19 protein-coding genes are annotated in these 24,210 nt (G+C 68.2%); 4 read left to right on the forward strand and 15 right to left on the reverse strand.

Going from position 1 to position 24,210, the window contains the following annotated elements:
• Window positions 1-65: 65 nt before the first annotated feature.
• Window positions 66-518 (forward strand): GNAT family N-acetyltransferase, encoded by a 453-nt coding sequence (locus tag ACQ3HB_RS11275; RefSeq protein ID WP_430920148.1) that lies wholly within the window; start codon window positions 66-68, stop codon window positions 516-518.
• A gap of 52 nt (window positions 519-570) precedes the next feature.
• Window positions 571-891 carry an MGMT family protein gene (locus ACQ3HB_RS11280; protein WP_430920149.1) on the forward strand — a complete coding sequence of 107 codons (321 nt, stop codon included), beginning with the start codon at window positions 571-573 and terminating at the stop codon, window positions 889-891.
• A 2-nt stretch (window positions 892-893) separates the two neighbouring features.
• Here the strand turns inward: ACQ3HB_RS11280 and ACQ3HB_RS11285 are convergent, their stop codons facing one another.
• From ACQ3HB_RS11285 to ACQ3HB_RS11300, 4 genes are all read right to left on the reverse strand, one after another.
• Window positions 894-2,678, reverse strand: coding sequence for a sensor histidine kinase (locus ACQ3HB_RS11285; RefSeq protein ID WP_430920151.1), 1,785 nt, complete (start codon window positions 2,676-2,678; stop codon window positions 894-896).
• A 65-nt stretch (window positions 2,679-2,743) separates the two neighbouring features.
• Window positions 2,744-3,421, reverse strand: coding sequence for a LuxR C-terminal-related transcriptional regulator (locus tag ACQ3HB_RS11290; RefSeq protein WP_430920153.1), 678 nt, complete (start codon window positions 3,419-3,421; stop codon window positions 2,744-2,746).
• A gap of 210 nt (window positions 3,422-3,631) precedes the next feature.
• Entirely contained in the window at window positions 3,632-5,449 is a 1,818-nt protein-coding gene (locus ACQ3HB_RS11295; RefSeq protein ID WP_430920154.1) for an ABC transporter ATP-binding protein, read from the reverse strand.
• The gene (locus ACQ3HB_RS11300; RefSeq protein ID WP_430920155.1) at window positions 5,446-7,305 is read right to left on the reverse strand and encodes an ABC transporter ATP-binding protein; all 1,860 of its coding nucleotides are present in this window, start codon (window positions 7,303-7,305) and stop codon (window positions 5,446-5,448) included. The genes ACQ3HB_RS11295 and ACQ3HB_RS11300 overlap by 4 nt, the downstream gene beginning before the upstream one ends.
• Window positions 7,306-7,937: 632 nt before the next feature.
• Here ACQ3HB_RS11300 and ACQ3HB_RS11305 point away from each other — a divergent pair.
• Window positions 7,938-9,383 (forward strand): NAD-dependent succinate-semialdehyde dehydrogenase, encoded by a 1,446-nt coding sequence (locus ACQ3HB_RS11305; RefSeq protein WP_430920156.1) that lies wholly within the window; start codon window positions 7,938-7,940, stop codon window positions 9,381-9,383.
• 162 nt (window positions 9,384-9,545) lie between these two features.
• On the opposite strand, the gene ACQ3HB_RS11310 is transcribed toward ACQ3HB_RS11305, so the two are convergent.
• From ACQ3HB_RS11310 to ACQ3HB_RS11350, 9 genes are all read right to left on the reverse strand, one after another.
• Window positions 9,546-9,920 (reverse strand): hypothetical protein, encoded by a 375-nt coding sequence (locus ACQ3HB_RS11310; protein ID WP_430920157.1) that lies wholly within the window; start codon window positions 9,918-9,920, stop codon window positions 9,546-9,548.
• A gap of 42 nt (window positions 9,921-9,962) precedes the next feature.
• Window positions 9,963-11,201, reverse strand: coding sequence for a dimethylargininase (ddaH, locus tag ACQ3HB_RS11315; RefSeq protein WP_430920158.1), 1,239 nt, complete (start codon window positions 11,199-11,201; stop codon window positions 9,963-9,965).
• 122 nt (window positions 11,202-11,323) lie between these two features.
• Window positions 11,324-12,931, reverse strand: coding sequence for a bifunctional phosphoribosylaminoimidazolecarboxamide formyltransferase/IMP cyclohydrolase (gene purH, locus ACQ3HB_RS11320; RefSeq protein ID WP_430920159.1), 1,608 nt, complete (start codon window positions 12,929-12,931; stop codon window positions 11,324-11,326).
• Window positions 12,928-13,599 (reverse strand): phosphoribosylglycinamide formyltransferase, encoded by a 672-nt coding sequence (gene purN, locus ACQ3HB_RS11325; RefSeq protein WP_430920160.1) that lies wholly within the window; start codon window positions 13,597-13,599, stop codon window positions 12,928-12,930. Before purN ends, purH begins: the two co-directional genes overlap by 4 nt.
• Before the next feature lie 45 nt (window positions 13,600-13,644).
• Complete coding sequence (locus tag ACQ3HB_RS11330; RefSeq protein ID WP_430920161.1) at window positions 13,645-14,961, reverse strand: cell division protein PerM; 1,317 nt, start codon at window positions 14,959-14,961, stop codon at window positions 13,645-13,647.
• 260 nt (window positions 14,962-15,221) lie between these two features.
• The gene (locus ACQ3HB_RS11335; RefSeq protein WP_430920162.1) at window positions 15,222-17,180 is read right to left on the reverse strand and encodes a glycogen debranching N-terminal domain-containing protein; all 1,959 of its coding nucleotides are present in this window, start codon (window positions 17,178-17,180) and stop codon (window positions 15,222-15,224) included.
• A gap of 85 nt (window positions 17,181-17,265) precedes the next feature.
• Window positions 17,266-18,120: a carbohydrate ABC transporter permease gene (locus tag ACQ3HB_RS11340; RefSeq protein ID WP_430920275.1), complete on the reverse strand. Its 855-nt coding sequence runs from the start codon at window positions 18,118-18,120 to the stop codon at window positions 17,266-17,268.
• Between the two features lie 38 nt (window positions 18,121-18,158).
• Complete coding sequence (locus ACQ3HB_RS11345) at window positions 18,159-19,256, reverse strand: carbohydrate ABC transporter permease (protein ID WP_430920276.1); 1,098 nt, start codon at window positions 19,254-19,256, stop codon at window positions 18,159-18,161.
• An 84-nt stretch (window positions 19,257-19,340) separates the two neighbouring features.
• Window positions 19,341-20,594, reverse strand: a complete 1,254-nt coding sequence (locus ACQ3HB_RS11350; RefSeq protein ID WP_430920163.1) for a sugar ABC transporter substrate-binding protein — start codon at window positions 20,592-20,594, stop codon at window positions 19,341-19,343.
• A gap of 194 nt (window positions 20,595-20,788) precedes the next feature.
• Between ACQ3HB_RS11350 and ACQ3HB_RS11355 the strand changes: the two genes are divergently transcribed.
• Window positions 20,789-21,835, forward strand: coding sequence for a LacI family DNA-binding transcriptional regulator (locus tag ACQ3HB_RS11355; protein WP_430920164.1), 1,047 nt, complete (start codon window positions 20,789-20,791; stop codon window positions 21,833-21,835).
• Window positions 21,836-22,075: 240 nt separating this feature from the next.
• Here the strand turns inward: ACQ3HB_RS11355 and sucD are convergent, their stop codons facing one another.
• Window positions 22,076-22,966, reverse strand: a complete 891-nt coding sequence (gene sucD, locus ACQ3HB_RS11360) for a succinate--CoA ligase subunit alpha (RefSeq protein ID WP_430920165.1) — start codon at window positions 22,964-22,966, stop codon at window positions 22,076-22,078.
• A gap of 14 nt (window positions 22,967-22,980) precedes the next feature.
• Window positions 22,981-24,144 (reverse strand): ADP-forming succinate--CoA ligase subunit beta, encoded by a 1,164-nt coding sequence (gene sucC, locus ACQ3HB_RS11365; RefSeq protein WP_430920166.1) that lies wholly within the window; start codon window positions 24,142-24,144, stop codon window positions 22,981-22,983.
• Window positions 24,145-24,210: the final 66 nt, after the last annotated feature.

The raw sequence follows: 24,210 nt of genomic DNA on the forward strand, positions 1-24,210 counted from the left end.
AACATGTGCTGTGGGTGGGGCTGACCCGCTACCCGGCCGCCCGCCCGACACGTTAGCCTTATCCCATGTCTGAGCTGCGTCTGGAAGAACTGTCCGCGTCCACGATCGTTGCGGTCAACGCCCTCACGCTCAAACCAGGCCAGGAACAGTTCGTCGCTCCCGTGTCGTACTCGGTCGCCGCGGCGGTCATCAACCCCGCCACCGCATGGCAGCGCGTCATCCTCGACGACAGTGAAGTGGTCGGTTTCATCGGCGCGAACTTCGACCCAGAGGCACACCAGGACGAGTTCAAGTCCGCGCTCTGGCGCATCAACGTCGACGCGGACGACCAGGGCCGCGGCGTCGGACGTTTCGCCGTCGACTCCCTCACTGACGAGGCGAAGAAGCGCGGCTTCGACCACGTCAACGTCATCTACGAGCCCGGCGACCTCGGGCCGGAAGCCTTCTTCCTCCGCGTCGGCTTCAAGCCCGTCGGCGAGACCGAGTACGGCGAGACGATCGGTCGCATCGAGCTCTGACGACGCGGCAGCGCCCGTCGTCCGAGCCACGAGCACGCGTGAGCAGCACAGCATGACCCCAGATCCGTCGATCCGGAACGCGGACGAGTTCGCTGAAGCCGTCCTGTCGGTCGTGGCGGAGATCCCCGAGGGCTGCGCGCTCACCTACGGGCAGGTCGCGGCGGTCATCGGCTCGCGCTCGGCACGCGGCGTCGGTCGAGTGATGGCGCACGCCGGTCACCAGGTCAGCTGGTGGCGCGTCGTCCGCGCGGGTGGTTACCCGCCGTCCGGCCATGAGGATCGCGCGCGCGAACACTACGAGGCAGAGGGGACACCGCTCGTCGAGCTGCCCGGCGGCAAGTACCGGCTCGCGCGAGTCGCCCTGCCCGAGTAGCGCTACCGCAACGGCAGGGAGACCTCGATGACGGTGCCCTCGCCCGTGGGGCTGCGAACGGCCATCGTGCCGCCGACTGCGTCGACCCGGTCGGCGAGCCCTCGGAGCCCGCTCCCGCCGGCCGGATCCGCGCCTCCCGCACCGTCGTCTGAGACGGTCAGGTTCAGGCGGTCACCCGCGTGGTCTTCCACGACGACCGTGCACGAGGATGCCATCGAGTACTTCGCAACGTTCGCCAGGCACTCCGAGACGACGTAGTAGGCCGTCGACTCCACGATCGGCTTCGGTCGTTCGCGCAGTTCGACGACGACCTTCGTCGCGACAGTGCAGCGCCGCCCGAGTTCGGCGAGCGCTGGAGGCAGCCCGCCCTCGGACAGGAGCGCCGGGTGCAGGCCACGGGCGAGCTCGCGCAGTTCCTTGATGGCGCTCGCGAGCTGGTCGATCGTCACCTCGAGGTTGTCCGCGAGCTCCGTCTGACCGGCGCCGCGCGCCTGGTCGCTCGCCATGCGCAGCCGCAACGCGACCGAGAAGAGCTGCTGCTGAGAGCCGTCGTGGAGGTCACGTTCCGCACGCCGCCTCGCTTCGTCGCCCGCGTTCACGATGCGGAGCCTCGACCGGTTGACCTCCCGGAGCGACTGCCGGAGCTCAGCGGTCAGCCGTTCGTTCTCGATCATGATGCGGAGTGACGCCGACACCGATCGGAGGAGGAGCGGGTTGTCGAGGAGCGCGGCGTCGTGCTCGATGTAGACGAGCGGGGCATCGGGATCGCCCACGGTGGACATCGCTCGGCCGCGCGCATCCCCTGCGCCCGTCCGCTGCGAACCGGGCCAGACGAGCGAGGCGGTGCGATCCCCGAGGACGGTGCGGATCGACCCGTTCCAGCGATCATGCCCGGTGGCGGTCGTCGATTCGCCGGTCTGGACGAGATCGACGGCGCGGGCCCGGATGGTCCGCATCCGCACGAGGCCCGTCGCGTACGCGAAGGGCACGAAGGCGACCGAGAGCACGTTGACGTTCTCGACCACGAGTTGCAGCGACGGCGGCCAGTCGCCGAGCTGGACGACGCTCCAGGCGATGCCGATGGCGAGCCACACGAGGAACGCGACGGGCATGATGAAGGCCACCTGTCGAGCAGCACCCGTGCTACGGGACCAGCGCAGGATCACGACGGTCGCCACAACGATAGCGAAGCACGCCATCACGACGGCGTGGACCTGGCTGAGCACACCCGCGAGTACCGGGTTGTGGAAGATGGCGTACGCACTCGGCTCCGCACCGCCGGCCGGATGCGAGGACCCGAGCAGGAGGTTCACCGTGGCGTAGAGGGCCAGATAGGAGATGGCGGCGACGACGAGCCCGCGATCGAACGCCCGGCGGAGACGTCCTGCGGGGAAAGCGAGCGCCAACCACACGAGCGCGGCTCCGGGGAGGAAGGACAGCCAGATGCACAACGGCCAGGCCCAGCCTGCCTGGATGCCGATCGCCCACTGGAATGCGGTCTCCACGAGGCAGTAGACGACAATGACCCAGCCTGGCATCGCCACCGGCGACAGCCACCAGATGACGCCCGCAGAGACGGCGGCGATGACGTGCCCGATGACCCAGGCGACCTCGGTTCCGTTCGTGCGTCCGGACTCGGCGATCGAGAAGGCCGCGGAGAGCACGACCACGAAGATGACGAGCGCGACGATGAACAGCCGGAGCCCCCACGGCATGCGAGCCGCGGCTGCCGTGCGTGGGGCGCGCGGGAGCATGGCTGCCCGCCCCACCGAGGGCGCACTAGCCATCGGTACTGATCCGTGAGCGAGCCCGAGGGAGCTGCGGGGAGCGCGGCGAGGCTCGTCGCGGAACGTCACCCATCGCTGTGCTCCAACCAACGGATGACGGCGAGCACTCTGCGATGGTCCGCCGGAGAGTCCTCGAGGCCGAGCTTCGCGAGGATGCGGCTGATGTGCGCTTCCACGGTCTTGAGGCTGACGACGAGAGCGGAGGCGATACCCGCGTTCGAGCGCCCCTCAGCCATGAGGGTGAGCACTTCCGTCTCCCGGTCGGTGAGGTGGTCGAGGCCGTCGACACGGGTGCGGTCCGCGACGAGGAGGGACACGACCTCCGGATCGACGACGGACTCCCCCGCGGCAACTGATGCGACGGCGGCGACGAGGGTCCCTGAATCGGAGACCCTGTCCTTCAAGAGGTAGCCGGTGCCGGAGCCGGAGCCGAGCGCCCGGACCGCGTAGGTCGGGACGGCGTACGTGCTGAGGAGCAGGACTCCGCCAGTGAACCCGTCCGCGCGCAGCCGTTCGAGCGCGACGATGCCTTCGTCGGTGTGGGTGGGCGGCATCCGGATGTCGAGCACGACGGCGTCGACCTCGAGACCGCCCTCGATGAGGGAGACGAGCTCGTCCGCGGTGCCGACCGATGCCGCGATCGTGTGACCGCTGGCCGCGAGGATCTGACCGACCCCTTCACGCAGGAGGACGGCGTCGTCGGCGATCGCGACACGCAGAACGTCCGACTGAGCAGTGGCCATGGCTCATTGTGACAGGTAATCGAGCGCGGCGCGTAGCCTTCGATGACGGGCGACACAGTCGCGGACACAGGCGTGGACGTGCACGGACACACGGCGGAGACGCGCACCCGGACGCCAACGGGCACCGGCATCCTCTCAGACGCCGATGCCCGTGCATCGTGCGCTGCTCCGACCCAGACGCGCTTCAGCGGCGCGCAGCCGTCATCCGGGTCACACGAGCGAGTTCTTCCACGCCGCGTGCATCTGCGCGAACCGGCCCGTGCCGCCGATCAGCTGCGCGGGCGTACCGTCCTCGATGATCTTCCCGTGCTCCATGACGAGCACGCGGTCCGCGATCGCGACCGTCGACAGACGGTGCGCGATGATGATCGCCGTGCGGTCGGAGAGGAGCGTCTGCAGCGCCTCCTGGACGAGCCGCTCGCTCGGGATGTCGAGCGATGCCGTCGCCTCGTCGAGGATGAGCACGTTCGGGTCTGCGAGGAACGCGCGCGCGAACGACAGCAGCTGCCGCTGACCCGCGGACACCCGCCCACCGCGCTTGTTCACATCGGTGTCGTACCCGTCGGGGAGCGCCTCGATGAACGTGTCCGCGCCGACTGCGCGCGCGGCCGCCTTGATCTCGTCGATCGTCGCATCCGGCTTCCCGAGCGCGATGTTGTCCGCGACGGACCCGGAGAACAGGTACGCCTCCTGCGTGACCATCACGATCGCGCGGCGGAGGTCCTTCGGGTGCAGGTCCCGCAGGTCGATGCCGTCGAGTTTCACGGCGCCTTCAGACGGGTCGTAGAAGCGGCTGATGAGCTTCGCGAGCGTCGACTTGCCGGCACCGGTGGTGCCGACGAGCGCGATCGTCTGCCCGGCCGGGATGTCGAGTGTGAAGCTCGGCAGCACGACCTTGCCGTTCTGGTACGCGAACGTGACGTCGTCGAACTGCAGCTCTCCTCGCGAGGTCCACAGGTCGACGGGCTTCACCGGATCGGGAACGCTCGGCTCCTCCTCCAGGACGCCGGAGATCTTCTCGAGCGCGGCCGCAGCCGACTGGTAGGAGTTGTAGAACATCGCCATCTCCTCCATCGGGTCGAAGAACCGACGCGTGTAGAGGAGTGCTGCGAGGAGCGCGCCGATCGCCAACTGCCCGTCAGCGACGCGGAAGCCACCGATGAGCAGCACGATCGCGACGGACACGTTGCCGATGAGGACGAGGCCCGGATCGAACACGCCGAACAGCTGGATGACGCGCGCATTGACGTGCCGGTAGTCCTCGACGAGTCCGCCGAACTCCTGCTCGTTGCGCTTCTCCTTGCGGAACGCCTTCACGGCGCGGATGCCCGTCATCGACTCCACGAAGAAGACGATGAGCTTCGCCGAAGCGACCCGGGAGTCTCGGAAGAGGCGCTGCGAACGCTTCTGGAACCATCTCGTCAACACGAAGAGCGGTACGAGCGCGCCGAGCAGCACGAGCCCGGACACCCAGTCCACGAGGACGAGGGCGACCGCCGTGAACGCCATGTAGAGGAAGCCGGACACGAGCTGGTTGATGCCGGAGTCGAGCAGTTCCCGGATGGCGTCCAGGTCGCTCGTCTGTCGGGAGATGATGCGCCCGGACGTGTAGTTCTCGTGGAAGTCGAGGCTCAACCGCTGGGTCTGCAGGAAGACGCGCTTCCGCAGATCGATGAGGATCGCCTGGCTGATGCGCGCGGCCAGCACCGTGTACCACGCGATGAGGAGCGCACCGACGGCGCCGCTGAGCACGTAGGCGCCGACGATGAGGATCGCCGGGGTCCAATCCATGCGGTCGATGATCGCCGGAAGGGCCTGGTCGATGCCGAGCGCGATGAGGGCCGGTCCCGCGACCTGCGCGGCCGTCGACACGACGACGATCGCCATCGCGGCGACTACACGCCACCGCAGCGGGTGCAGCAGCGAGCCGAGCAGTCGCAGGGAGCGCTGCCTGATCTGTGTGGACTCGGCGCGGGTGAGGTCGTTGCGCTCCTCACCCTCGACGCCGGTCACCGATGATTCGGTCACAGGTTCACCTCCGCTCGTGCAGCTTCGTTCTCTTCGTCTTCGAGACTCGAGATCACGTACTTGTAGTGCTCGTTCTCCTGGAGCAGCGTGGAGTGCCGTCCGACCGCGGTGATGCGGCCGTCCTCCAGGAGCGCGACGCGGTCCGCCAGCATGACGGTGCTCGGACGGTGGGCCACGATGAGTGCGGTCGTCGCGGCGAGCACTCGGCGCAGCGCCGCTTCGACGAGGGCCTCCGTGTCGACGTCGAGCGCCGACAGTGGGTCGTCGAGGACGAGGATGGCAGGCCTGGCCGCGACGGCGCGCGCGAGGGCGAGCCGCTGACGCTGCCCGCCGGAGAGGCTGAGCCCCTCCTCACCCACGGTCGTGTCGACGCCGTCGGGGAGCTCGTCGACGAAGCCCGCCTGGGCGATGTCGAGCGCTTCCCGCAGCACACGATCCGCTTCCGGAGAATCGAGGTCGAGGTCGTCACGACCGAGGAGCACGTTCGCCTTCACGCTCGCGGAGAAGAGCGTCGCGTCCTCGAACGCCATTGCGATGTGCCGGCGCAGCTCCTCGCGGGTCAGGTCGCGGATGTCCACACCGTCCACCTTGATGCTGCCGCCCGTCACGTCGTACAGACGCGTCGTGAGCGCGGTGAACGTCGACTTGCCCGATCCGGTCAGACCGACGAGCGCCATCGTCTCGCCCGGTTCGAGCCGCAGGTCGATGCCGTTCAGGATGTCCGGGTAGCGCTCCGGCGAGTCCTGGTAGCGGAAGTGGACGTCCTCGAAGACGAGCTCGCCCTTCGGCTCCGTGATCGTCTTCGGGTGCTCAGGGTCGGTGATGGTGTTCACCGAGTCCATGACCTCGAAGTAGCGGTCCGTCGCCGTCCGGGTGTCGAACGTCATCGCGAGCAGGAAGCCGATGGACTCGATCGGGAACCGCAGCACGGTCGCCGTGGCGAAGAACGCGAACAGCTGACCGACCGTGAGCTGGTCGATCGACGCGAGCCACAGGCCGGCGAGCAGGCACAGCGCGAACGCGATGTCCGGGAGCAGCACGAGCCACAGCCAGATCCCGGCGATCGCCTTGGCCTTCTCGATCTCGGTGCCGCGGAGGTCCTCGGCCTGTGAGGAGAAGTTCTTGAGCGCGTGCTTGCCGCGCCCGAACGCCTTGAGGACACGGATGCCGTGCACCGACTCCTCGACGGCCGTCGCGAGGTCGCCCGCCTGGTCCTGGCTGCGGCGCGCGATGATCGAGTACCGCGCCTCGAACCGGAATCCGTAGATCCAGATCGGGATGGCAAGGGCGATGAAGATGAGCCCGAGCAGCCAGTTCCACGTGAACAGGATGACGGCGCCGATCACGATCGTGATGCCGTTGACGATGAGCAGCACGAAGCCGAAGGAGATCCACCGGCGGATGAGGCCGAGGTCGCTCACGGCACGCGAGAGCAGCTGGCCGCTCTGCCACCGGTCGTGGAAGTTGACGGGCAGGTCCTGCAGCTTCGCGAAGAGCGCGTTGCGCATGGTCGCTTCGATGCGAGTTCCCGGTGTGAGCACGAACCAGCGGCGGAGCGCGATCATGACCGCTTCGACGACTCCGAGCCCGAGGACGAGGATGACGGCCGGCCACACCTGATTGGAGTCGCCAGAGGACAGAGGACCGTCGACGAGGGATTGGAGGATGAGCGGGATCCCGAGCGCGACGAGGCCGGCACCGAGCGCCGCGACCATGCCCAGGTAGATGCGGGGCATCGCGGGCTTGGCGAACGGGTAGATGCGGGACAGCGCTTTGAGCGTGTTCATGCGCGGCTGTTCAGGAGGTCGTTGTGCGGTGGACTGGTCGGTACGGCGGTCGTCGCCGGTCGATGACATTGCGGATGTTCCTTGCAGAGAGGTGCGCTCGGACGTGCATGGGTCCGGCTGGATGGGATGGAGAGCGAGAGCTGGCGGGTGCGGGTGCGATGTCCCGGCCCGGCGACCGTGCGGCGGTGGCGCGGCTTCGTTGGACGGTTGCCGACGGCTGTGGGCGGGCGGATCGGTGATCCGGCGCTCCGATGCGGTCTGGCGGCAGCGGCTACAGCGGCCTGGAGGCTACGGCGAGGTGTCGTCCGGCGATGAAGGCGCGGGAGACTGGACCGGCGACGAAGCCACGAGCATACCCAGGGATATCCGCGGTGGGGGTCGTGTTCGACATGACGTTCCTCCTCATCCTGTTGGGTGGCTCCGCCTCAGACGTGTACAGGGGCACGGGAGCGGCGAGCAGCACGGGTTCCGACGAGCGAAGCGGGTGCAGCAGACCAGACTATGCGGTCGTGCAGACCTCACGCAACCATGTATGCATTCGCACGCAACAATCTGCTCGCCCAGTAGCAGATCCAACGACTGCTCCCGACGGATTGAGGGGTTGGGAATGCGGTTTCCCTGGTATTCTCGGAGTCGTGCCGCACCGTCGCAGGCATTCATCACCCGACCGGTCGAGGTCGAGAAGGAACAGGTCATCGCCCATGTCCACGAGCACCGCACAGTACCCCGCGATCGAACTCCTCGTCGACGGACGATGGATCGGCACCGCGGACCGCGAGAGCGCACCCATCGAGAACCCGGCCACGCGGGGCGAGATCGGCGCGGTCCCCCTCGCCGTCGAGGCCGACATCGATGCGGCACTCGCCGCTGCAGACCGCGCGTTCGAACCATGGCGCGACCTCTCGCCCCACCGTCGTACCGCCATCCTCATGCGCGCCGCCGAACTGCTCCGCGAGCGACGCGACGACATCGCAGTCGCCATGACCCTCGAGAACGGGAAGCCGTACGGCGACTCCCTCGGCGAGGTCGACTACACCGCCGACATCATCGACTCGCTCGCCACCGAGGGACCCCGTCGCTTCGGCGCCGTGCTCCCGACCGGAGCCGACGAGGGACGCACACTCGTCGTGCCGGAGCCCGTCGGACCCGTCGCAGCGTTCACGCCCTGGAACTACCCGTTGACGGTTCCGGGACGGAAGATCGCGGCCGCCCTCGCCGCCGGTTGCACGGTCATCATCAAAGCTGCGGAGGAGACGCCGGCGAGCGCCGTCGCCCTCGCCCACGCCCTCGTCGACGCGGGCCTGCCCGACGGCGTCCTCAACCTGTTGTTCGGCGACCCGGCCCAGATCTCCGAGCGCCTCATCGCCTCGCGCGTCATCCGCAAGGTCTCGTTCACCGGCTCGATCGGCGTCGGCAAGCACCTCGCGACGCTCGCGGGCGCGGCCGCCAAGCCGACGATGCTCGAACTCGGCGGACACGCACCGGTCATCGTCTTCGAGGACGCCGACGTCGACGAGGTCGCACTGCAGTCCCTCGGCAGCAAGATCCACAACTCGGGCCAGTCCTGCGGCTCCCCCACCCGCTTCTACCTGCACGAGAGCATCCACGACCGCTTCGTGGCGCGCTTCGCCGAACTGCTCGAGCAGGTGAGGCTCGGCGACGGCTTCGACCCGTCGACCGAGATGGGACCGCTCGCGAACGCTCGACGGTACGCGGCCATGCAGCCGCTCGTCGACGACGCCGTGGCGCGGGGTGCGGGCCTCGCCGCCGGCGGCACGGGCGATGACACCGCCGGCTACTTCTACCGGCCGACGCTCCTCACGCGTGTTCCCGACGACGCCCTGACGATGCTCGACGAGCCGTTCGGTCCCATCGCCTCGACGAGCACGTTCACCGACGAGGACGAGGTCCTCGGCCGCGCCAACGCACTGCCCTACGGTTTGGCCGCCTATGTCTTCACGGCCGATGCGACCCGCGCACTGCGTGTGCCGCGCCGTCTCGACGTCGGCATGGTGAGCGTCAACCGCTTCGGAGTCGGCGGTCGCGACACCTTCTTCGGCGGCCGGAAGGAGAGCGGCTACGGTTCCGAGGGCGGTCCTGAGGCCGTCGAGGAGTACCTCGTCAAGAAGCTCATCGCCCAGGCCTAGCCGGAATCGACGCAACGGGCGACCCTCACGGTCGCGCAGGTGTGTTCACAACTCAGGAGCGATGCGGCGTGTCGCCGGCGACTCGCCGACAGTACGGCGCGACACGCCGAGCACGTCCTGAGTTGTGAACGCCCACGCAGGTGCCGGGCTTCAGCGCAGGAATCAGGCGTCGGGCGCCTCGTCGACGATGCCGACGAAGCGCGAACCGAGGCCGTCGACTTCACGACGACGCAGACCCTCGGCCGGCTCCGGCAGCTCGTCCGCGCCGTGGTGCGTGCACGTCATGTAGGTGAACTGCGGCCACCACTTCTTCGGTCGGACGGACTCGGAGAAGCCGCAGATCGTGCAGGTGAGCTCGACCCACACCGGCTTCGTCTTCCCGCTTGCGCGAGCGGCGCGGGACTGCACGAGCCACGGCGGAGGGTCGGACTCGAGTTTCGCGAGCTCCGACTCCTCGATGAACCCGCCGATGCCGTGGCGACGCGCCATCTCGACGGGGATGTCGAGACGGAGCGCCGCTGCGCGACGGGTCAGCATGCCGGAGTCCCGCCGTGGTGCTTCGATGTACCGGTGCTCACGTCAGCGGACACGCACGGACAGGCAGGTCATGCCGCCCTCGAGCTTCTCGAACTCGCTGATGTCGACGCGCTCGACCGTGTATCCGCGGTCTTCGAGCAGCGCGGCGGTGAGCGGTGCGGCGGCGGAGACGAGGACGGCCTCGTCTGACAGCGCCACGACTGCGGCGCCTTCCGGCTCCGGCACGGCGAGGAAGCGACCGAAGACCGACGGGTCCTCGACGAGGTCGCGGTACCCGACGACGGTGCCGTCCGGCAGTGCCGAGACCGTGGTCTTGAGGTGCAGCGCACGGGTGACCGGAATGGCGACGACCTGGTAACCGAGCGGAGCGACGATGGCGCGCAGCTGACGGACGCCCTCGGCGTTGGTGCGGCCGCTGCGGCCGACGTACACGGTGGTACCGACGACGAGGACGTCGCCGCCGTCGAGCGTCGCGTCGCCCTCGATGCGGTGGACGTTCAGGCCGAGGCCGCGGACCGTCGTCTCGACGGCGACCGTCTCCGGACGACGCGACTCGGCGCCGGGGCGGGTGATGACGGCGTCGTCGCCGAAGAGCACGACGGTGTCCTCGACGAAGACGGAGTCGGCGAGCTGCTCGGCCCACGAGATCTCGCTCGTGTCCCAGCCGTGTGCGTCGAAGACGGCGACGTACGCGTCCCACTGCTTGTCGGCGAGTTCGTTGTCGATCTCGGCGCGCTTCTGGTGGGTGACGAGGCCTTCGGCGAGGTTGGTGGCAGGCATGCGGACGAGAGCGATGCGGCGCTCTGCCGCATCAGCTGCAGCGGTCACGCCGATGACGCCGCGGTAGCTCAAGAGGCCGATGGTCGCGGCGGTGCCGGCCGCGAGGACCACGAAGACCAGGTCGATGCCAGCGATGTTCTGCCAGGTGCTGCCGATCGCGTCGCCCGTGATCGGCTGGCCGGCTGCGGCCGACTTCACGATGCGGCCGATGAGGACACCGAGGATGCCAGATGCGAGGCCCGCGACGAGCGCGAGCGCCCAGTGCCGGAACGCCCCGACGATGCCGAGGACGATGAGGATCAGCAGCATGAAGATCGCCGGCTGGAAGTAGTAGTCCGTGACCTGGACGAGCAGCGCGACACCACCCGCCTGCTGCTGGAGCAGCAGGAACACCTGATACACCATGTTGAACGCGACGACCGAGCCGACGAAGGTGACGGCTGTGGCCGCGAGGGCAGCGGCGATGGATGCGATGATTTTACGGCCCCAGGTGACAGTCATCCTCCGACCCTACCGGCATGGCAACGGCGCCGCAGACACGATGTCCACGGCGCCGGAGCGCTCACACGAGCTTGTCAGCTGATCGAAAGGTCATCCGAAGATTCCCGCTCGGCTACCCGACATCAGTGGAAGAAGTGACGCTCTCCCGTGAAGTACATCGTCACGCCTGCCGCCGCTGCGGCCGCGATGACCTCTTCGTCACGCACGGAACCGCCCGGCTGGACGACGGCGCGGACGCCGGCGTCGAGCAGGACCTGGAGGCCGTCGGCGAAGGGGAAGAACGCGTCGGAAGCCGCAACCGATCCTGCAGCGCGGTCGCCCGCGCGCGTCACGGCGAGGTGGCAGGAGTCGACACGGTTGACCTGTCCCATGCCCACGCCGACGCTCGCGCCGCCCTTCGCGAGCAGGATGCCGTTCGACTTGACCGAGCGGCACGCCTTCCACGCGAAGATGAGATCGAGCAGGGTGTCCTCGTCGGCCGGCTCTCCGGTGACGAGCGTCCAGCCCTTCGCGGTGTCCTGCGGGACGTCGGCGAACCGGTCGGAGTCCTGCAACAGGAGGCCGCCGGAGATCTGACGGACCTCACGCACCTCACGGGTGAAGTCCTCCGGCAGCTGCAGGAGGCGCAGGTTCTTCTTGGTCTTCAGGACCTCGAGCGCCGCCTCTTCGAACGCGGGCGCCACGAGCACCTCGGTGAAGATCTCCTTGACCGTCTCGGCCATGCCGAGGGTCACGGTGCGGTTGGCAGCGATGACGCCGCCGAACGCCGAAACGGGGTCGCACTCGTGCGCGCGCCGGTGGGCCGAGGCGATCGCGTCGGGCGCCTTGGGGTTCGCGAAGGCGATGCCGCACGGGTTCGCGTGCTTGATGATCGCGACCGCGGGGTTCGCGAAGTCGTAGGCCGCGCGGACCGCGGCATCGGCGTCGACGTAGTTGTTGTACGACATCTCCTTGCCGTGCAGCTGCGTTGCCTGCGCGATGCCTGCGCCGCCCGGACGCACGTAGAGCGCCGCGGCCTGGTGCGAATTCTCGCCGTAGCGGAGCACGCTCTCGAGGTGGCCAGTGATGCTGAGCGAGGACGGGAACGCGTCGTACCCGTCGACCGTGCTCTCAGCGAACCAGGCGGCGACCGCGGCGTCGTAGGCGGCCGTGTGGTCGAAGGCCTGCGCGGCGAGCGCGCGGCGGTGAGCGAGGGTCGTTCCACCCGCCTGAACGGCCTCGATGACGTCGCTGTACCGATCCGGGGAGACGACGATCGCGACGTTCGCGTGGTTCTTCGCGGAAGCGCGCACCATCGCAGGACCGCCGATGTCGATCTGCTCGACGACGTCATCGCCCTGGGCACCGCTCGCGACGGTCTCGACGAACGGGTAGAGGTTCACCACGACGAGCTGGAACGGCTCGATGCCGAGGTCGGCGAGCTGCGCTTCGTGCGATTCGAGGCGCAGGTCGGCGAGGAGACCGGCGTGGACCGAGGGGTGCAGCGTCTTCACACGGCCGTCGAGCGATTCGGGGAAGCCCGTGACGGCGGAGACGTCCGTGACGTCGTGGCCCGCACCACGGATGGTCGATGCGGTCGAACCCGTCGACACGATCTCGACTCCGGCAGCGGCGAGGGCGCCCGCGAGCTCGAGGAGGCCGGTCTTGTCGCTCACCGAGATGAGCGCCCGCTTGACGGGGACGAGGTCGCGTTCGCGATAGAGGCTCTTGTCGTGGCTGGGACCGCTCATGACTGTGGTGCTCCTTCTGCTGCCTGGCTGGGGTCTGGGGTGGGTGCGGCCGGTGCGGCCGAACCCGGGTTGCGCGCAGCGCTCGAGAGCGCTTCGAGGTCGACGGCACCCGTGGCGATGTCTCGAACGGCCTCGACGAGGAGCCGACGCTCCACGGGCTTGATGCGTTCGTGCAGGGCGTGCTCGGAGTCGTCAGGGAGGATCTGCACGCGCTCCTGCGCGATGATCGGCCCGGCGTCCACGCCGTTGTCGACCACGATGATGGATGCTCCGGTCCGGTCCACACCGGCCGCGAGCGCGTCGCGGACGCCGTGTGCGCCGGGGAACTCCGGCAGGTACGCGGGGTGCGTGTTGATGATGCGCGGCGAGAGCGCGTCGACGACCACGGGCGGCAGGAGCCGCATCAGCCCGCTGAGGACCAGCAGGTCCGGCTTCCAGACCATGATCTGCTCGAGGAGGGCTTCACCCCATTCCGCGCGTGAATCGAAGGAGGAGTACGGGACCGTGAACGAGGGGATGCCGAAGTCTTCGGCGTGCGCCAGACCATCAGCTTCCCGGTCGGCGCCGATCGCGATGACGCGAGCGGGGAATTCGGGGTCCCGTGATGCCTCGAGGAGGGCGCGGAGATTGGATCCGCCACCGGAGATGAGCACGACGAGTGACAGCACCCCAGCATCTTATCGTCCGTGGCGTGGGCGCTCAGACGGGCGGTGTCAGCGGGAGGGGCGGTTCGCAGTGCTCGGACGCCCCGAACGGCCGGCGAGCGGCGTCCGCTCGTTCGGGCGGCTGTGGAGCTCAGGCAGCTCATCGGTCTCGTCTGCGTGCGTCGGACCGGCGGCCATCCCGATCACGGCGGCGATCGCGGTCACGATGCCACTCCAGAGGCCGACCGTCCAGCCGTTCGGGCCCACGTCGACGAGCCGCTCCGGACCCGCCGCGCCGGCCGACATCGCTGCGAGGACACCGAGACCGATCCCGGCGACGAGCCCGATGCCGACGCCGGCGAGCGCGAGGAGGGCGAGAATGTTGTGCCCGCTCAGGTCCCTGACGAGACGGCGGCGGACGAGCACTGCGGCGATGAAGCCGATCGCGACCGGGACGATCAGGGTCACGAAGCCGAACGCGGAATCGGCCGTCGGGAGCGCGCCGAGGACGGGGACGCCCGGGACAGGGCCGAGCAGGGTCCCGACGGGCGAGATGCTCGTGCCGGTGCCGAGGGCGAACCCGGGACCGACGAGCCACGAGGCCGTCCAGATGACGAGGTTCGGGAGGAAGAGCAGTTCTGCGAGGGTCACGATGGTTCCGCCGAAGGCGCCGAGCTGCGCGCTCTCGTGGAGGCTGATGATCGTGCCGTAGTGGACCGCGATCATGACCGCGAGGACGATGGCGGCGACGGAGATGATGCCGAACACGACGATGGCGCCGCCTCGGAGTGCCGTACCGATGACGGCGCGAACGTCGTCCTGGATGCGGTCGGTGAGGGATCGCAGACCGTCGATGACGAGGTCGGGGCCGGTCTGGTTGCGGAACCGGACCCAGAGCGCTGCGCCGAGGACGCCGAGGCCGAAGCGGAGCGTCGGGATCAGGGTCCCTTGGACGATCGACGGACGGACGCCCACGTTCACGGCGCTCAGGGACGCCGCGAAGGCGAGGACGCCGAAGACGACGACCGCGATGACGACGGCGCCCTGCCACCAGGAGCTGCGGGCCGCGCGCATGCCCGTGCGGATGCCGAAGAGCACGGTCGCGAGGGTGAAGGCGAGGGGCGCGAGCGACACGAGGAACGATGCGGCGGCGCCGGGGAAGCCGATCGCGGTCACGAGAGCCGTGTCGAGCGTCACCCGCATGCTCGCTCCGTTGCCGAGCAGCCAGACGTCGACCGCCCCGCGCCAGAGCAGGCTCCAGTCGAAGGACATCTCGAACTGGAACGCCCAGAGGGCTGCGAGGGGGACGAGTGCGAAGCCGATCCCGATGGACACGGCGAGCGCAGCATCGAGTGCTGCGAGGAGGGCGACGGTGAGGCGATTCATGCGCTTCCGACCCTACCCGTTCGCGCTTCGCTCGCTCGCCAGCCACACCCGTGCCCCGCCTTCCACAGGTCTGCGTCCCTCCACCGGTCCCTCCCCTGCCCGCCCCTGGGTTTCACAATTCAGGAACATCACCAGAATTCAGGATGGTTTCAGACGACGCGCCGATCAATCATCCTGAATTCTGCAAGTGATCCTGAATTGTGCCGCCCCGTGGCCGTGGGAGGGAGAGAGGGGCGGGGAGAGCCAGGGCAGGCGCAGGACTAGCGGGCGAGGGCCGAGTGGACCGCGATGGCGGCAGCAGCCGACCACGCCTGCGGACGGCACGCGGCCGGGTACGGGACCGGGCTCGCGATGTCGGCCGCGGCGTCCCCGGAGTGCAGTTCCGGCATCCGGAAGTCGAACCCTTCCGCGGCATCGAGCAGTCCGGCGGCGAGGACGGCCGCTTCATCGCCGAACCCGGCCGATGCCAGGCCGGAGATCGCGATGGCGGTGTCGTGGGTCCACACCGATCCGCCGTGGTAGCTGAGCGGCCAGAAGCCCGCCGCCTCCGTCGAGAGGGTACGCAGACCGTAGCCGGAGCACAGCTCGGGTGAAACGAGACGGGCTGCGACGGCAGCGGCACGCTCCCCATCGAGGATCCCTGTCGACAAGAGGTGCCCGATGTTGCTCGTGACGGTGTCCACCCGCTGCTTCGCAGCATCGAGGGCGACCGCCGGATACCCGCCGCGCTCGTCATCGATCCAGAAGTCCCGGTTGAAGCGTTCGCGGAGTTCCGCACCCCACGCGCGCCACTCCGTCGCGCCTGGACGACCGAACGCTTCGAGCAGGTCCGCACCGTGCACGGCGGCTTCGTACGCGTAGCCCTGGACCTCGCACAACGCGATCGGCCCGTCGGCGAGCGACCCGTCGTTCCACTGGATGGAATCGCCCGAGTCCTTCCAGCCCTGGTTCGCGAGCCCGTGACCGGTCGTGTCGACGTACTCGAGGTAGCCGTCGCCGTCGCTGTCCCCGAAGTCACGCATCCAGCTGAGCGCGGCTTCGAGCGCGGGCAGGAGAGCCCGAACCTCGTCCTCGGGCATCCCGGCGCGCCAGGCGTCGTGCAGCACGCACGCCCAGAGCGGGGTCGCATCGATCGTCCCGTAGTAGAGCGGCGGCAACGATACGTCCTCCCCCGGGATCTCCAGGACGCCCGGCCGGAGCTCGTGCATGATCTTGCCCGGTTGCTCCGCGGTCGCGTCGACCGATGCGGTCCCCTGGAGGCCGGCCAGGACGCGCAGGGTGCTGGCCGCGATGCCGTGGGTCACCGGGAGGAGGAGCCGTGCGGCCCAGAGGGAGTCGCGTCCGAAGAGGGTGAAGAACCATGGGGCTCCGGCTGCGAGGAATGCTTCACCGGGCGCAGCCGTCGTCGTGAGGCGGAGGGCGTCGAGGTCGGCGAGCGCCGCGCCCATCCACCGGGTGAGGCGCGGGTCGTCCGTCGACGGAGCGGTGACGTCCCACGGCGTGCTGACGCCGGAGACCGCTGCGCCGTCGTCCACGACGACGATCGACCAGTCGACCGTGACGGTCCCCTTCGCCGGGATCGTGACGTTCCATCGCATGGACGTCTCGCCGTCGGACCCGACGTCCAGTCCGGCGCCGGGTGCGTCGATGCGGCCCCGGACGAGCCCGGCCTCGTACGAAACGGAGGCCGCAGCATCGTCGACGTCCCACCGCAACGACTCCGACCGTCGGGGCAGCCCCGCCTTCACGTGCTGCATCTCGCCTAACTCGGGGGTCGCCGTCAGCTCGACGAGGACGGGCACGTCGTCGTGGAGCGTTGAGGACAGGACGAGCCGTTCGCGGAGCTCGCCCGCCGAGACCGTCCGGTGCCGGTCGAGTCGGACGCGGGGGTCTGCGGAGCGGTCGTCGACGTTCCGCACGAGGGACACGAAGGTGAGGTCTGATGCGCCGGAAGCGGCAGTCGCGATGTGCTCGGGCTGCGCGCCGTCGATGCGGAGGCGCAGCGATCGGAGGACCCGCGTCTCGGAGTGCGCGAATCCGTCGATCGCGGCATCGCCCATCTCTCCGCTCGGAGCGGACCAGGCCTGGCTGGGTGCGCGGAGAGCGACGACGGAGCCCTGGAGGAGCGGCTGCAGGGGCCGCTGCGGCTGCGCGGACTCGCTCGCCGTCGCCGTCGCGGTCGGTGTCGCCGTCGTCGCGGCGGTGGTGTGGTCGGTCATGTGGTTCTGACGCCTCCTCGGCTGTCGGAGTGGAAAAGGGGGACCGGAGTCCGGGCGGAGCAGTCCCGGTGGCGCTGGGCGACGGTCATTCCTTCACCGCGCCGTCGCTCGTGTTCATGATCCGCTTCTGGAAGATGAAGAACATCACGGCGACCGGGATGGTCATGATGGCCGCGGCCGCGAGCTTGATCGGATACTGCGACCCCTGGCTCAGCTGCCCGCTGGCGAGCGAGGCGACGCCCTTCGTCAGCGTCGTGAGCGACGGGTCCTGAGCCGACACGATGAAATGACTCAGCTCGTTCCACGACCCCTGGAACGACAGGATGATGATCGTCACGAGCGCGGGCCTCGCCATCGGCAGCACCACGGACCAGAACACGCGGAACGTGCTGGCGCCGTCGATGCGCGCCGCTTCCTCGACGCTCGGCGGGATCGATTCGAAGAAGTTCTTCATGATGAACACGCCTGCCGCGTCGGCGAGGAGCGGCAGGATCATGCCCGCGTAGGAGTCGTAGATGCCGAGCTGGTTGATGACGAGGAACTTCGGGATGAGCAGGACGACCATCGGCACGCTCATCACGGCGATGAGACCGGCGAAGACGACGCCGCGCCCACGGAACTGCAGGCGTGCCAGTGCGTAGCCGGCCAACGAGTTGAAGAACACGCGTCCTGCCGTCACGAAGATCGTGACGATGACGGAGTTCTTGAACCACACCGGGAAGTCCGAGGACAGGAAGAGCTTCTCGTAGGCCGCCGTCGTCCACGTCGCCGGCAGGAGCGAGACCGGATTGGCTGCGGCATCCGCATCGGTCTTGAACGACGTCGCGACCTGGATCAGGAACGGCGTGATGTAGACGATCGCGAGCACGATGAGGATCGCGTAGACGATACTCGAGGCCGCGACCGCTGAGCTCGAACGATGACGGCGCGTGGGCCGCAGCGTGATGGGTTTCGCCTGCCTGCGGGTTGCTGTCGCGGTCACGGCTTGCTCTCCTTCCCGGCGGCGAGCGCATCGAGGTACGGCTTCATCCGGCGCTTCGAGACGGCCCGTTCACGCAGGATCCAGCGCTGCAGGATCGTGAACAGGACGATGATGACGAACAGGATGAACGCGATCGCGGCGCCCTGCCCCCACGCCTGGTTGTTGAACGCAGAGGTGTACGAGAGGTAGGCGGGCGTGAGCGTCGTCTTGCCAGGAGCACCCTGGGTGCCCGTGTAGATCTGGTCGAAGACCTGCCAGCAGCCGATGAGGCCGAGGGTCAGGACGGTGAAGAGCGTCGGGCGCAGCTGCGGGAGGGTGACCTTCCAGAACCGCTGCCAGCCGTTCGCGCCGTCCATCATCGCCGCCTCCTGGATGTCCCCGCCGAGGTTCTGCAGCGCGGCGATGAACAACAGCATGAACGTCCCGCTCGTCGTGAAGACGGCCATGATGATGAACGCGCTCATCGCGACGGACGGCCCCGCCAGCCAGTCCCACCAGGTGATGCCGAGGAAGCCGGAACCCGTGAGGGCGGCCGGGCCGCTCGTCACGCCGAAGAGTCCGAGGAAGCCGTGGACGATGCCGTCGGGGTCGTTGAACCAGTTCGGTCCGTTGACCCCGAACCACGAGAGCACCTTGTTGACGGCGCCTGACGCGGAGAAGAGGAACAACCAGAGGACGGTGATCGCCACCGAACTCGTGACGGACGGGAAGTAGAACGCGGTCCGGAAGAACCCGCGGCCCTTCAGGATCTGCCGATTCACGAGGACGGCGAGGAACAGCGAGACGGCCGTCTGGATGGGGACGACCAGCAGCACATACCAGGCGTTGTTCCGCAGCGAGGTGCCGAAGTCCTGTTCGGCGAGACCGCCTCCGGAGAGGATCGCCTGGTAGTTTCGCGCGCCCACGAAGTTGACGCCGGACGCGAACGGACTGCCGCGCCCGCCCCAGTCGGAGACGCTCACCCACAACGCCATCAGTACGGGCACGACGAGGAAGAGTCCGATGATGATGAGCACCGGTGCGGTGAAGAGCCATCCGGCGGCGGTCTCACCGCGGCGGAGACCGCCGCGGTGGGACTCCGTCGCCCGAGGCATCGTCGACCGCTGTGGCGTCGTCGGCTGCTGCGGCTGCGGCTGCGGTGACGTCGTCTGCGTTGACATGGGCGAGCGCTCCGGCCGTTACTTCGTCAGGAGTGCTTCGAGGTTCTTCTGCACTCCGTCGAGGATCGTCTTCGGATCGCCCGTCGCGAGCGTTTCGAGCTTTGAGTTGAAGTCGCCGACGACATCGGCTGCGCCCTTCGCGGTCGGCACGCCCTTCGCGTAGTCGGCTCCGGCGAGGAACGCGACGAGCTGCGGGTTCGCGGTCTTCCAAGCGTCCGCGGCCGACTTGATCGACGGCATCGGACCGAAGGCCTTCGAGAACGCGAGCTGGTCGTCCGCGCTCGTCAGCTTCTCCACGAGCTTGAGCGCTGCGGCCTGGTTCGGGCTGTCGGCTGCGATGCCCCAGCAGTTCGTGAACTGGAGCGTGCCCTTGCCCGCGGGCCCCGCGGGCAGTTCGGCGACCGTGTACTTCACGTTCGGGTAGTCGGCCTGCAGACCGCCCGTGATCCAGTTGCCCTCGATCGTCATCGCGGCGAGGCCCTTGCCGAACGCTTCTCCGCCCCAGCCCGCGCCGAGGTCCTTCGCGTACTTGAGCGTTCCCTCGTTCAGGAGCTTCTTGACCTCGTCGAGCGCCTGTACGTTCGCGTCGCTGTTCGCGGTCGCCTTCGTGCTGTCGTCGTTCATGAGGTTGCCGCCCGCCTGGGTCATGAAGGCGCCGACGCGTGCGTACTCCCCGCCGATGCCGAGACCGACGTGCTGGTCGTTCGTGAGTGTCTTCGCGACGGTCTCGAGCTGGTCCCAGGTCTTCGGGATGTCGGCGTCGGTGAGGCCCGCCTGCGACCAGATGTCCGTGTTGATGACGAGCTGGAGCGTCGAGAAGTCCTTGGGCGCGCAATAGAACTGGCCGTCGTAGGTGAAGGACTTCACGAGGCTCGGGTAGAAGTCGTCCTTGTTGCTGAGCTTGTCGCCGTAGGCGAGGAGCGAGCCGTTGGCCGCGTAGCCCGCCAGATAGTCCGTGGAGAGGTAGAAGACGTCGGCGGGCTTCTTCGCCGAGAAGCCCTGCGAGAGCTGCTGCGGAAGGTTGCTGGCCGCGTTGACCTTGGCGTCGGTGCCGGACTCCTTGGACCAGTCCGCGACCGCGTCCGTCACGGCCTTCGTCTCGGCGTCGCCGCTCGAGCCGATGAGGACGGTAAGCCCCTTCGAGCTGTCCGAAGTGAGTTCTCCGCTCGAACTCGAGCTTCCCGAGAAGCCGGAACCGCAGGCGGTGAGGGCGATGGCGCTCACCGCGGCGATCGCGCTGGTCAGGATCCAGCGGCTTGTGCTTCGTTGCATCTGTTTCTCCTTGCGTTGGTCAGTCCGTCGTTGGCTGACACTTTGAACGATCAAACACCGACACGGTCAGCATCGATTTGAACGATCAAAGGTGGCTTGTGGGCGACTTTACCCAGCACCTTCCGCGCTGTCAACCGCCTCCGCTAGGGTTGCTTTTATCGTTCCAATAACGATGACCGCGGGAAAGGGGATCCATGTCGCAACTGCCGACCATCACCGACGTCGCCACAGCCGCCGGCGTCTCACGCCAGACCGTCTCGAACGTCCTGAACTCCCCCGACATCGTCCGCGACGACACCCGCGAGCGCGTCGAAGCCGCGATCTCCTCACTCGGCTACCGGACGCACGCCTCCGCGCGTCGTCTCCGCACCCGCAAGTCCTCGACGATCGGCATCCGGCTCGATCCCATGGCCAACGGCATCTCCGGCTCCATCCACGACCGCTACCTCCACGCGCTCACGGAGCAAGCGGATGCGCGGGGCATGCGCATGCTCCTCTTCACGGCCGCGGACCCGGCCGACGAGATCGCCCAGTTCGGTCGGCTGATCGACGGCGCGGACGTGGACGCGTTCGTCCTCACCTCGACCTTCCACGGCGACCCGCGCACGGAGTGGCTGATCGCCCACGGCGCATCCTTCGTGACGTTCGGCCGCCCGTGGGGCATCGACGACCTCAACGATCCGCAGCACCTGTGGGTCGACGTCGACGGCCGCGCGGGCCTCACGGCCGCGACCTCGCATCTCCTGACCGGCGGGTCGTCCCGCATCGCCTACGTCGGCTGGCCGGCGCCATCCGGCACGGGCGATGACCGCCGGCTCGGCTGGGAGCAGCTCGTCCGGTCCAGGCTGGGCTACGACGACGAGACGGTCGCCCGCTTGCAGGCCGCCGTCGTCGACACGGTCCCGGCCGCTCGCGCCGCGGTGTCGTCGCTCCTGGCCGCGGATCCAGGCATCGACGGGATCGTCTGCGCCAGCGACTCCCTCGCCCTCGGTGCCCTCATGGCGGCGACGACGCTCGGTCGCTCCGAGCTGCCCATCGTCGGATTCGACAACACGCCCGTCGCCGAGGCCGTGGGGCTGTCGAGTGTCGAGCAGCGGCTGGACGAGGTCGCGGCGCGGACCCTGGAGCTCCTCATGGGCGAACGGGGACGTGCCGTCGTGCAGCGCGAACTCACGCCGGGTGAGGCGCATCGGCTCGTGACGCCGTCGCTCGTGGCTCGTGCCCCCATCCGCCTCGGTTGACCTGCCCTCTCCTCGCCGCCCCTCGCCCGTCTCCCGAACCCGGACTTTCCACAATTCAGGAACATCTGCAGAATTCAGGAGAATTCCGTGCAACGCGCCGAGACATCATCCTGAATTGTGCAAATCCTCCTGAATTCTGCAACCCAGAGCTCTGATCGCGCGGGCACGCATGAGCACACACAGCAGTGCGGCGCCCTCCCGGAGGAGGACGCCGCACCGTGCAGCTGTGGAACGGGAACGCTAGAGCGCAGCGATGATGTCGCGCATGAGGGCAGCGGCCTCGCTCGGCGTCTTGCCGACCTTGACGCCTGCAGCCTCGAGGGCTTCCTTCTTCGCCTGAGCCGTACCGGCGGAACCGGACACGATCGCGCCTGCGTGACCCATCGTCTTGCCCTCGGGAGCCGTGAAGCCCGCGACGTAACCGACGACCGGCTTCGTAACGTTCGCCTTGATGAAGTCGGCAGCACGCTCTTCGGCGTCGCCGCCGATCTCACCGATCATGACGATCGCCTTGGTCTCGGGGTCCGCCTCGAACGCAGCGAGTGCGTCGATGTGGGTGGTCCCGATGATGGGGTCGCCGCCGATGCCGATGGCCGTGGAGAAGCCGATCTCCCGCAGCTCGTACATCATCTGGTAGGTCAGGGTGCCCGACTTCGACACGAGGCCGATGGGTCCCTTGCCCGTGATGTTGGCGGGGGTGATGCCGACGAGCGACTCGCCCGGCGTGATGATGCCGGGGCAGTTGGGCCCGATGATGCGCGTCTTCGAACCCTTCTCCTGCGCGTACGCCCAGAACTCGGCCGAGTCGCCGACGGGCACGCCCTCGGTGATGATGACGAGCAGCGGGATCTCAGCGTCGATGGCTTCGATGACGGCGTCCTTGGTGAATGCGGGCGGGACGAAGGCGATCGACACGTCTGCGCCGGTCTCCTTGATCGCCTCCGCGACGGTGCCGAAGACGGGGAGTTCGACTCCGCCGTCGTGCGTGACCGTGGTGCCGGCCTTGCGCGCGTTGACGCCGCCGACGACCTGGGTGCCGGCCTTCAGCATGAGCGCCGTGTGCTTGGTGCCCTCGCCGCCGGTGATGCCCTGGACGATGACCTTCGAATCCTTGTTGAGGAAGATTGACATGCTTCTGTGATCCCTTACTTCGAGGCCAGCTCGGCGGCCTTGTCGGCGCCTTCGTCCATGGTTGCGGCGAGCGTGATCAGCGGGTGCGCTGCCGCTGCGAGGATCTCGCGGCCTTCGGCGACCTTGTTGCCGTCGAGGCGGACCACGAGGGGCTTGGTCGCTGCGTCGCCGAGGATCTCGAGCGCCTTCACGATGCCGTTGGCGACGGCGTCGCACGCGGTGATGCCGCCGAAGACGTTGACGAACACGCTCTTGACCTGCGCGTCGCCGAGGATGACGTCGAGACCGGCGGCCATGACCTCAGCCGATGCTCCGCCGCCGATGTCGAGGAAGTTGGCCGGCTTGACGCCGCCGTGCGCTTCACCGGCGTACGCGACGACGTCGAGCGTCGACATGACGAGCCCTGCACCGTTGCCGATGATGCCGACCTCACCGTCGAGCTTGACGTAGTTGAGGTCGTTCTCCTTGGCCTTCAGCTCCAGGGGGTCCTCAGCGGACTTGTCCTCGAGGGCCTCGTGGTCGGGGTGGCGGAAGCCGGCGTTCTCGTCGAGCGAGACCTTGCCGTCGAGGGCGACGATCTTGCCCTCTTCCGTGAGGACGAGGGGGTTGACCTCGACGAGCGTCGCGTCCTCGCCCTTGTAGACGTTGTACAGCTTCACGAAGACGTCGGACACCTGGTCGACGAGCTCTTCGGGGAAGTTGGCCGCCTTGGCGATCTCGACGGCCGCTGCCTTGTCGACGCCGGTCAGAGGGTTGACCTCGATGCGAGCGAGCGCTTCGGGCTTCTCGACGGCGAGGACTTCGATCTCCATGCCGCCCTCGACGCTCGTGAGCGACAGGTAGGAGCGGTTGGCGCGGTCGAGCAGCACGGAGAAGTAGAACTCCTGCGCGATGCGGGCACCGGCTGCGACCATGACGCGCTTGACGACGTGGCCCTTGATGTCGAGTCCGAGGATCGCCTTCGCGGCTTCGTACGCCTCGTCGGGGTTCTTCGCCACCTTGACGCCGCCGGCCTTGCCTCGTCCGCCGACCTTCACCTGCGCCTTCACGACGACGACGCCGCCGAGCTTCTCAGCCGCGGCACGCACCTCGTCCGGGGTATCGGCGATGATGCCGGCGAGCACCGGCACCTCGTACTTCTCGAACAGGTCTCGTGCCTGATATTCGTAAAGATCCACGTGTCATTCCCATCCGCGTTGTGCGCGTTCTGCTGTGAGGTTCGTGGCGATTTTCGACCGCGCGTT

Origin of the sequence: Plantibacter lichenum, from assembly GCF_050587525.1 — a bacterium.
Classification (GTDB): Bacteria; Actinomycetota; Actinomycetes; order Actinomycetales; family Microbacteriaceae; genus Plantibacter.

Coding starts and splice junctions, on each gene's coding strand:
- ACQ3HB_RS11310 (WP_430920157.1), bottom strand. CDS start 9,920: ATGCTGACCCGTCGCGCAGCGGCGCTCCGTCTCGACATCCCCGTCGAG.
- ACQ3HB_RS11285 (WP_430920151.1), bottom strand. CDS start 2,678: ATGGCTAGTGCGCCCTCGGTGGGGCGGGCAGCCATGCTCCCGCGCGCC.
- ACQ3HB_RS11335 (WP_430920162.1), bottom strand. CDS start 17,180: ATGACCGACCACACCACCGCCGCGACGACGGCGACACCGACCGCGACG.
- ACQ3HB_RS11290 (WP_430920153.1), bottom strand. CDS start 3,421: ATGGCCACTGCTCAGTCGGACGTTCTGCGTGTCGCGATCGCCGACGAC.
- ACQ3HB_RS11305 (WP_430920156.1), top strand. CDS start 7,938: ATGTCCACGAGCACCGCACAGTACCCCGCGATCGAACTCCTCGTCGAC.
- ACQ3HB_RS11330 (WP_430920161.1), bottom strand. CDS start 14,961: ATGAATCGCCTCACCGTCGCCCTCCTCGCAGCACTCGATGCTGCGCTC.
- ACQ3HB_RS11350 (WP_430920163.1), bottom strand. CDS start 20,594: ATGCAACGAAGCACAAGCCGCTGGATCCTGACCAGCGCGATCGCCGCG.
- ACQ3HB_RS11300 (WP_430920155.1), bottom strand. CDS start 7,305: ATGTCATCGACCGGCGACGACCGCCGTACCGACCAGTCCACCGCACAA.
- ACQ3HB_RS11345 (WP_430920276.1), bottom strand. CDS start 19,256: ATGCCTCGGGCGACGGAGTCCCACCGCGGCGGTCTCCGCCGCGGTGAG.
- ACQ3HB_RS11355 (WP_430920164.1), top strand. CDS start 20,789: ATGTCGCAACTGCCGACCATCACCGACGTCGCCACAGCCGCCGGCGTC.
- ACQ3HB_RS11280 (WP_430920149.1), top strand. CDS start 571: ATGACCCCAGATCCGTCGATCCGGAACGCGGACGAGTTCGCTGAAGCC.
- ACQ3HB_RS11275 (WP_430920148.1), top strand. CDS start 66: ATGTCTGAGCTGCGTCTGGAAGAACTGTCCGCGTCCACGATCGTTGCG.
- purH (WP_430920159.1), bottom strand. CDS start 12,931: ATGAGCGGTCCCAGCCACGACAAGAGCCTCTATCGCGAACGCGACCTC.
- sucD (WP_430920165.1), bottom strand. CDS start 22,966: ATGTCAATCTTCCTCAACAAGGATTCGAAGGTCATCGTCCAGGGCATC.
- ddaH (WP_430920158.1), bottom strand. CDS start 11,201: ATGACTGTCACCTGGGGCCGTAAAATCATCGCATCCATCGCCGCTGCC.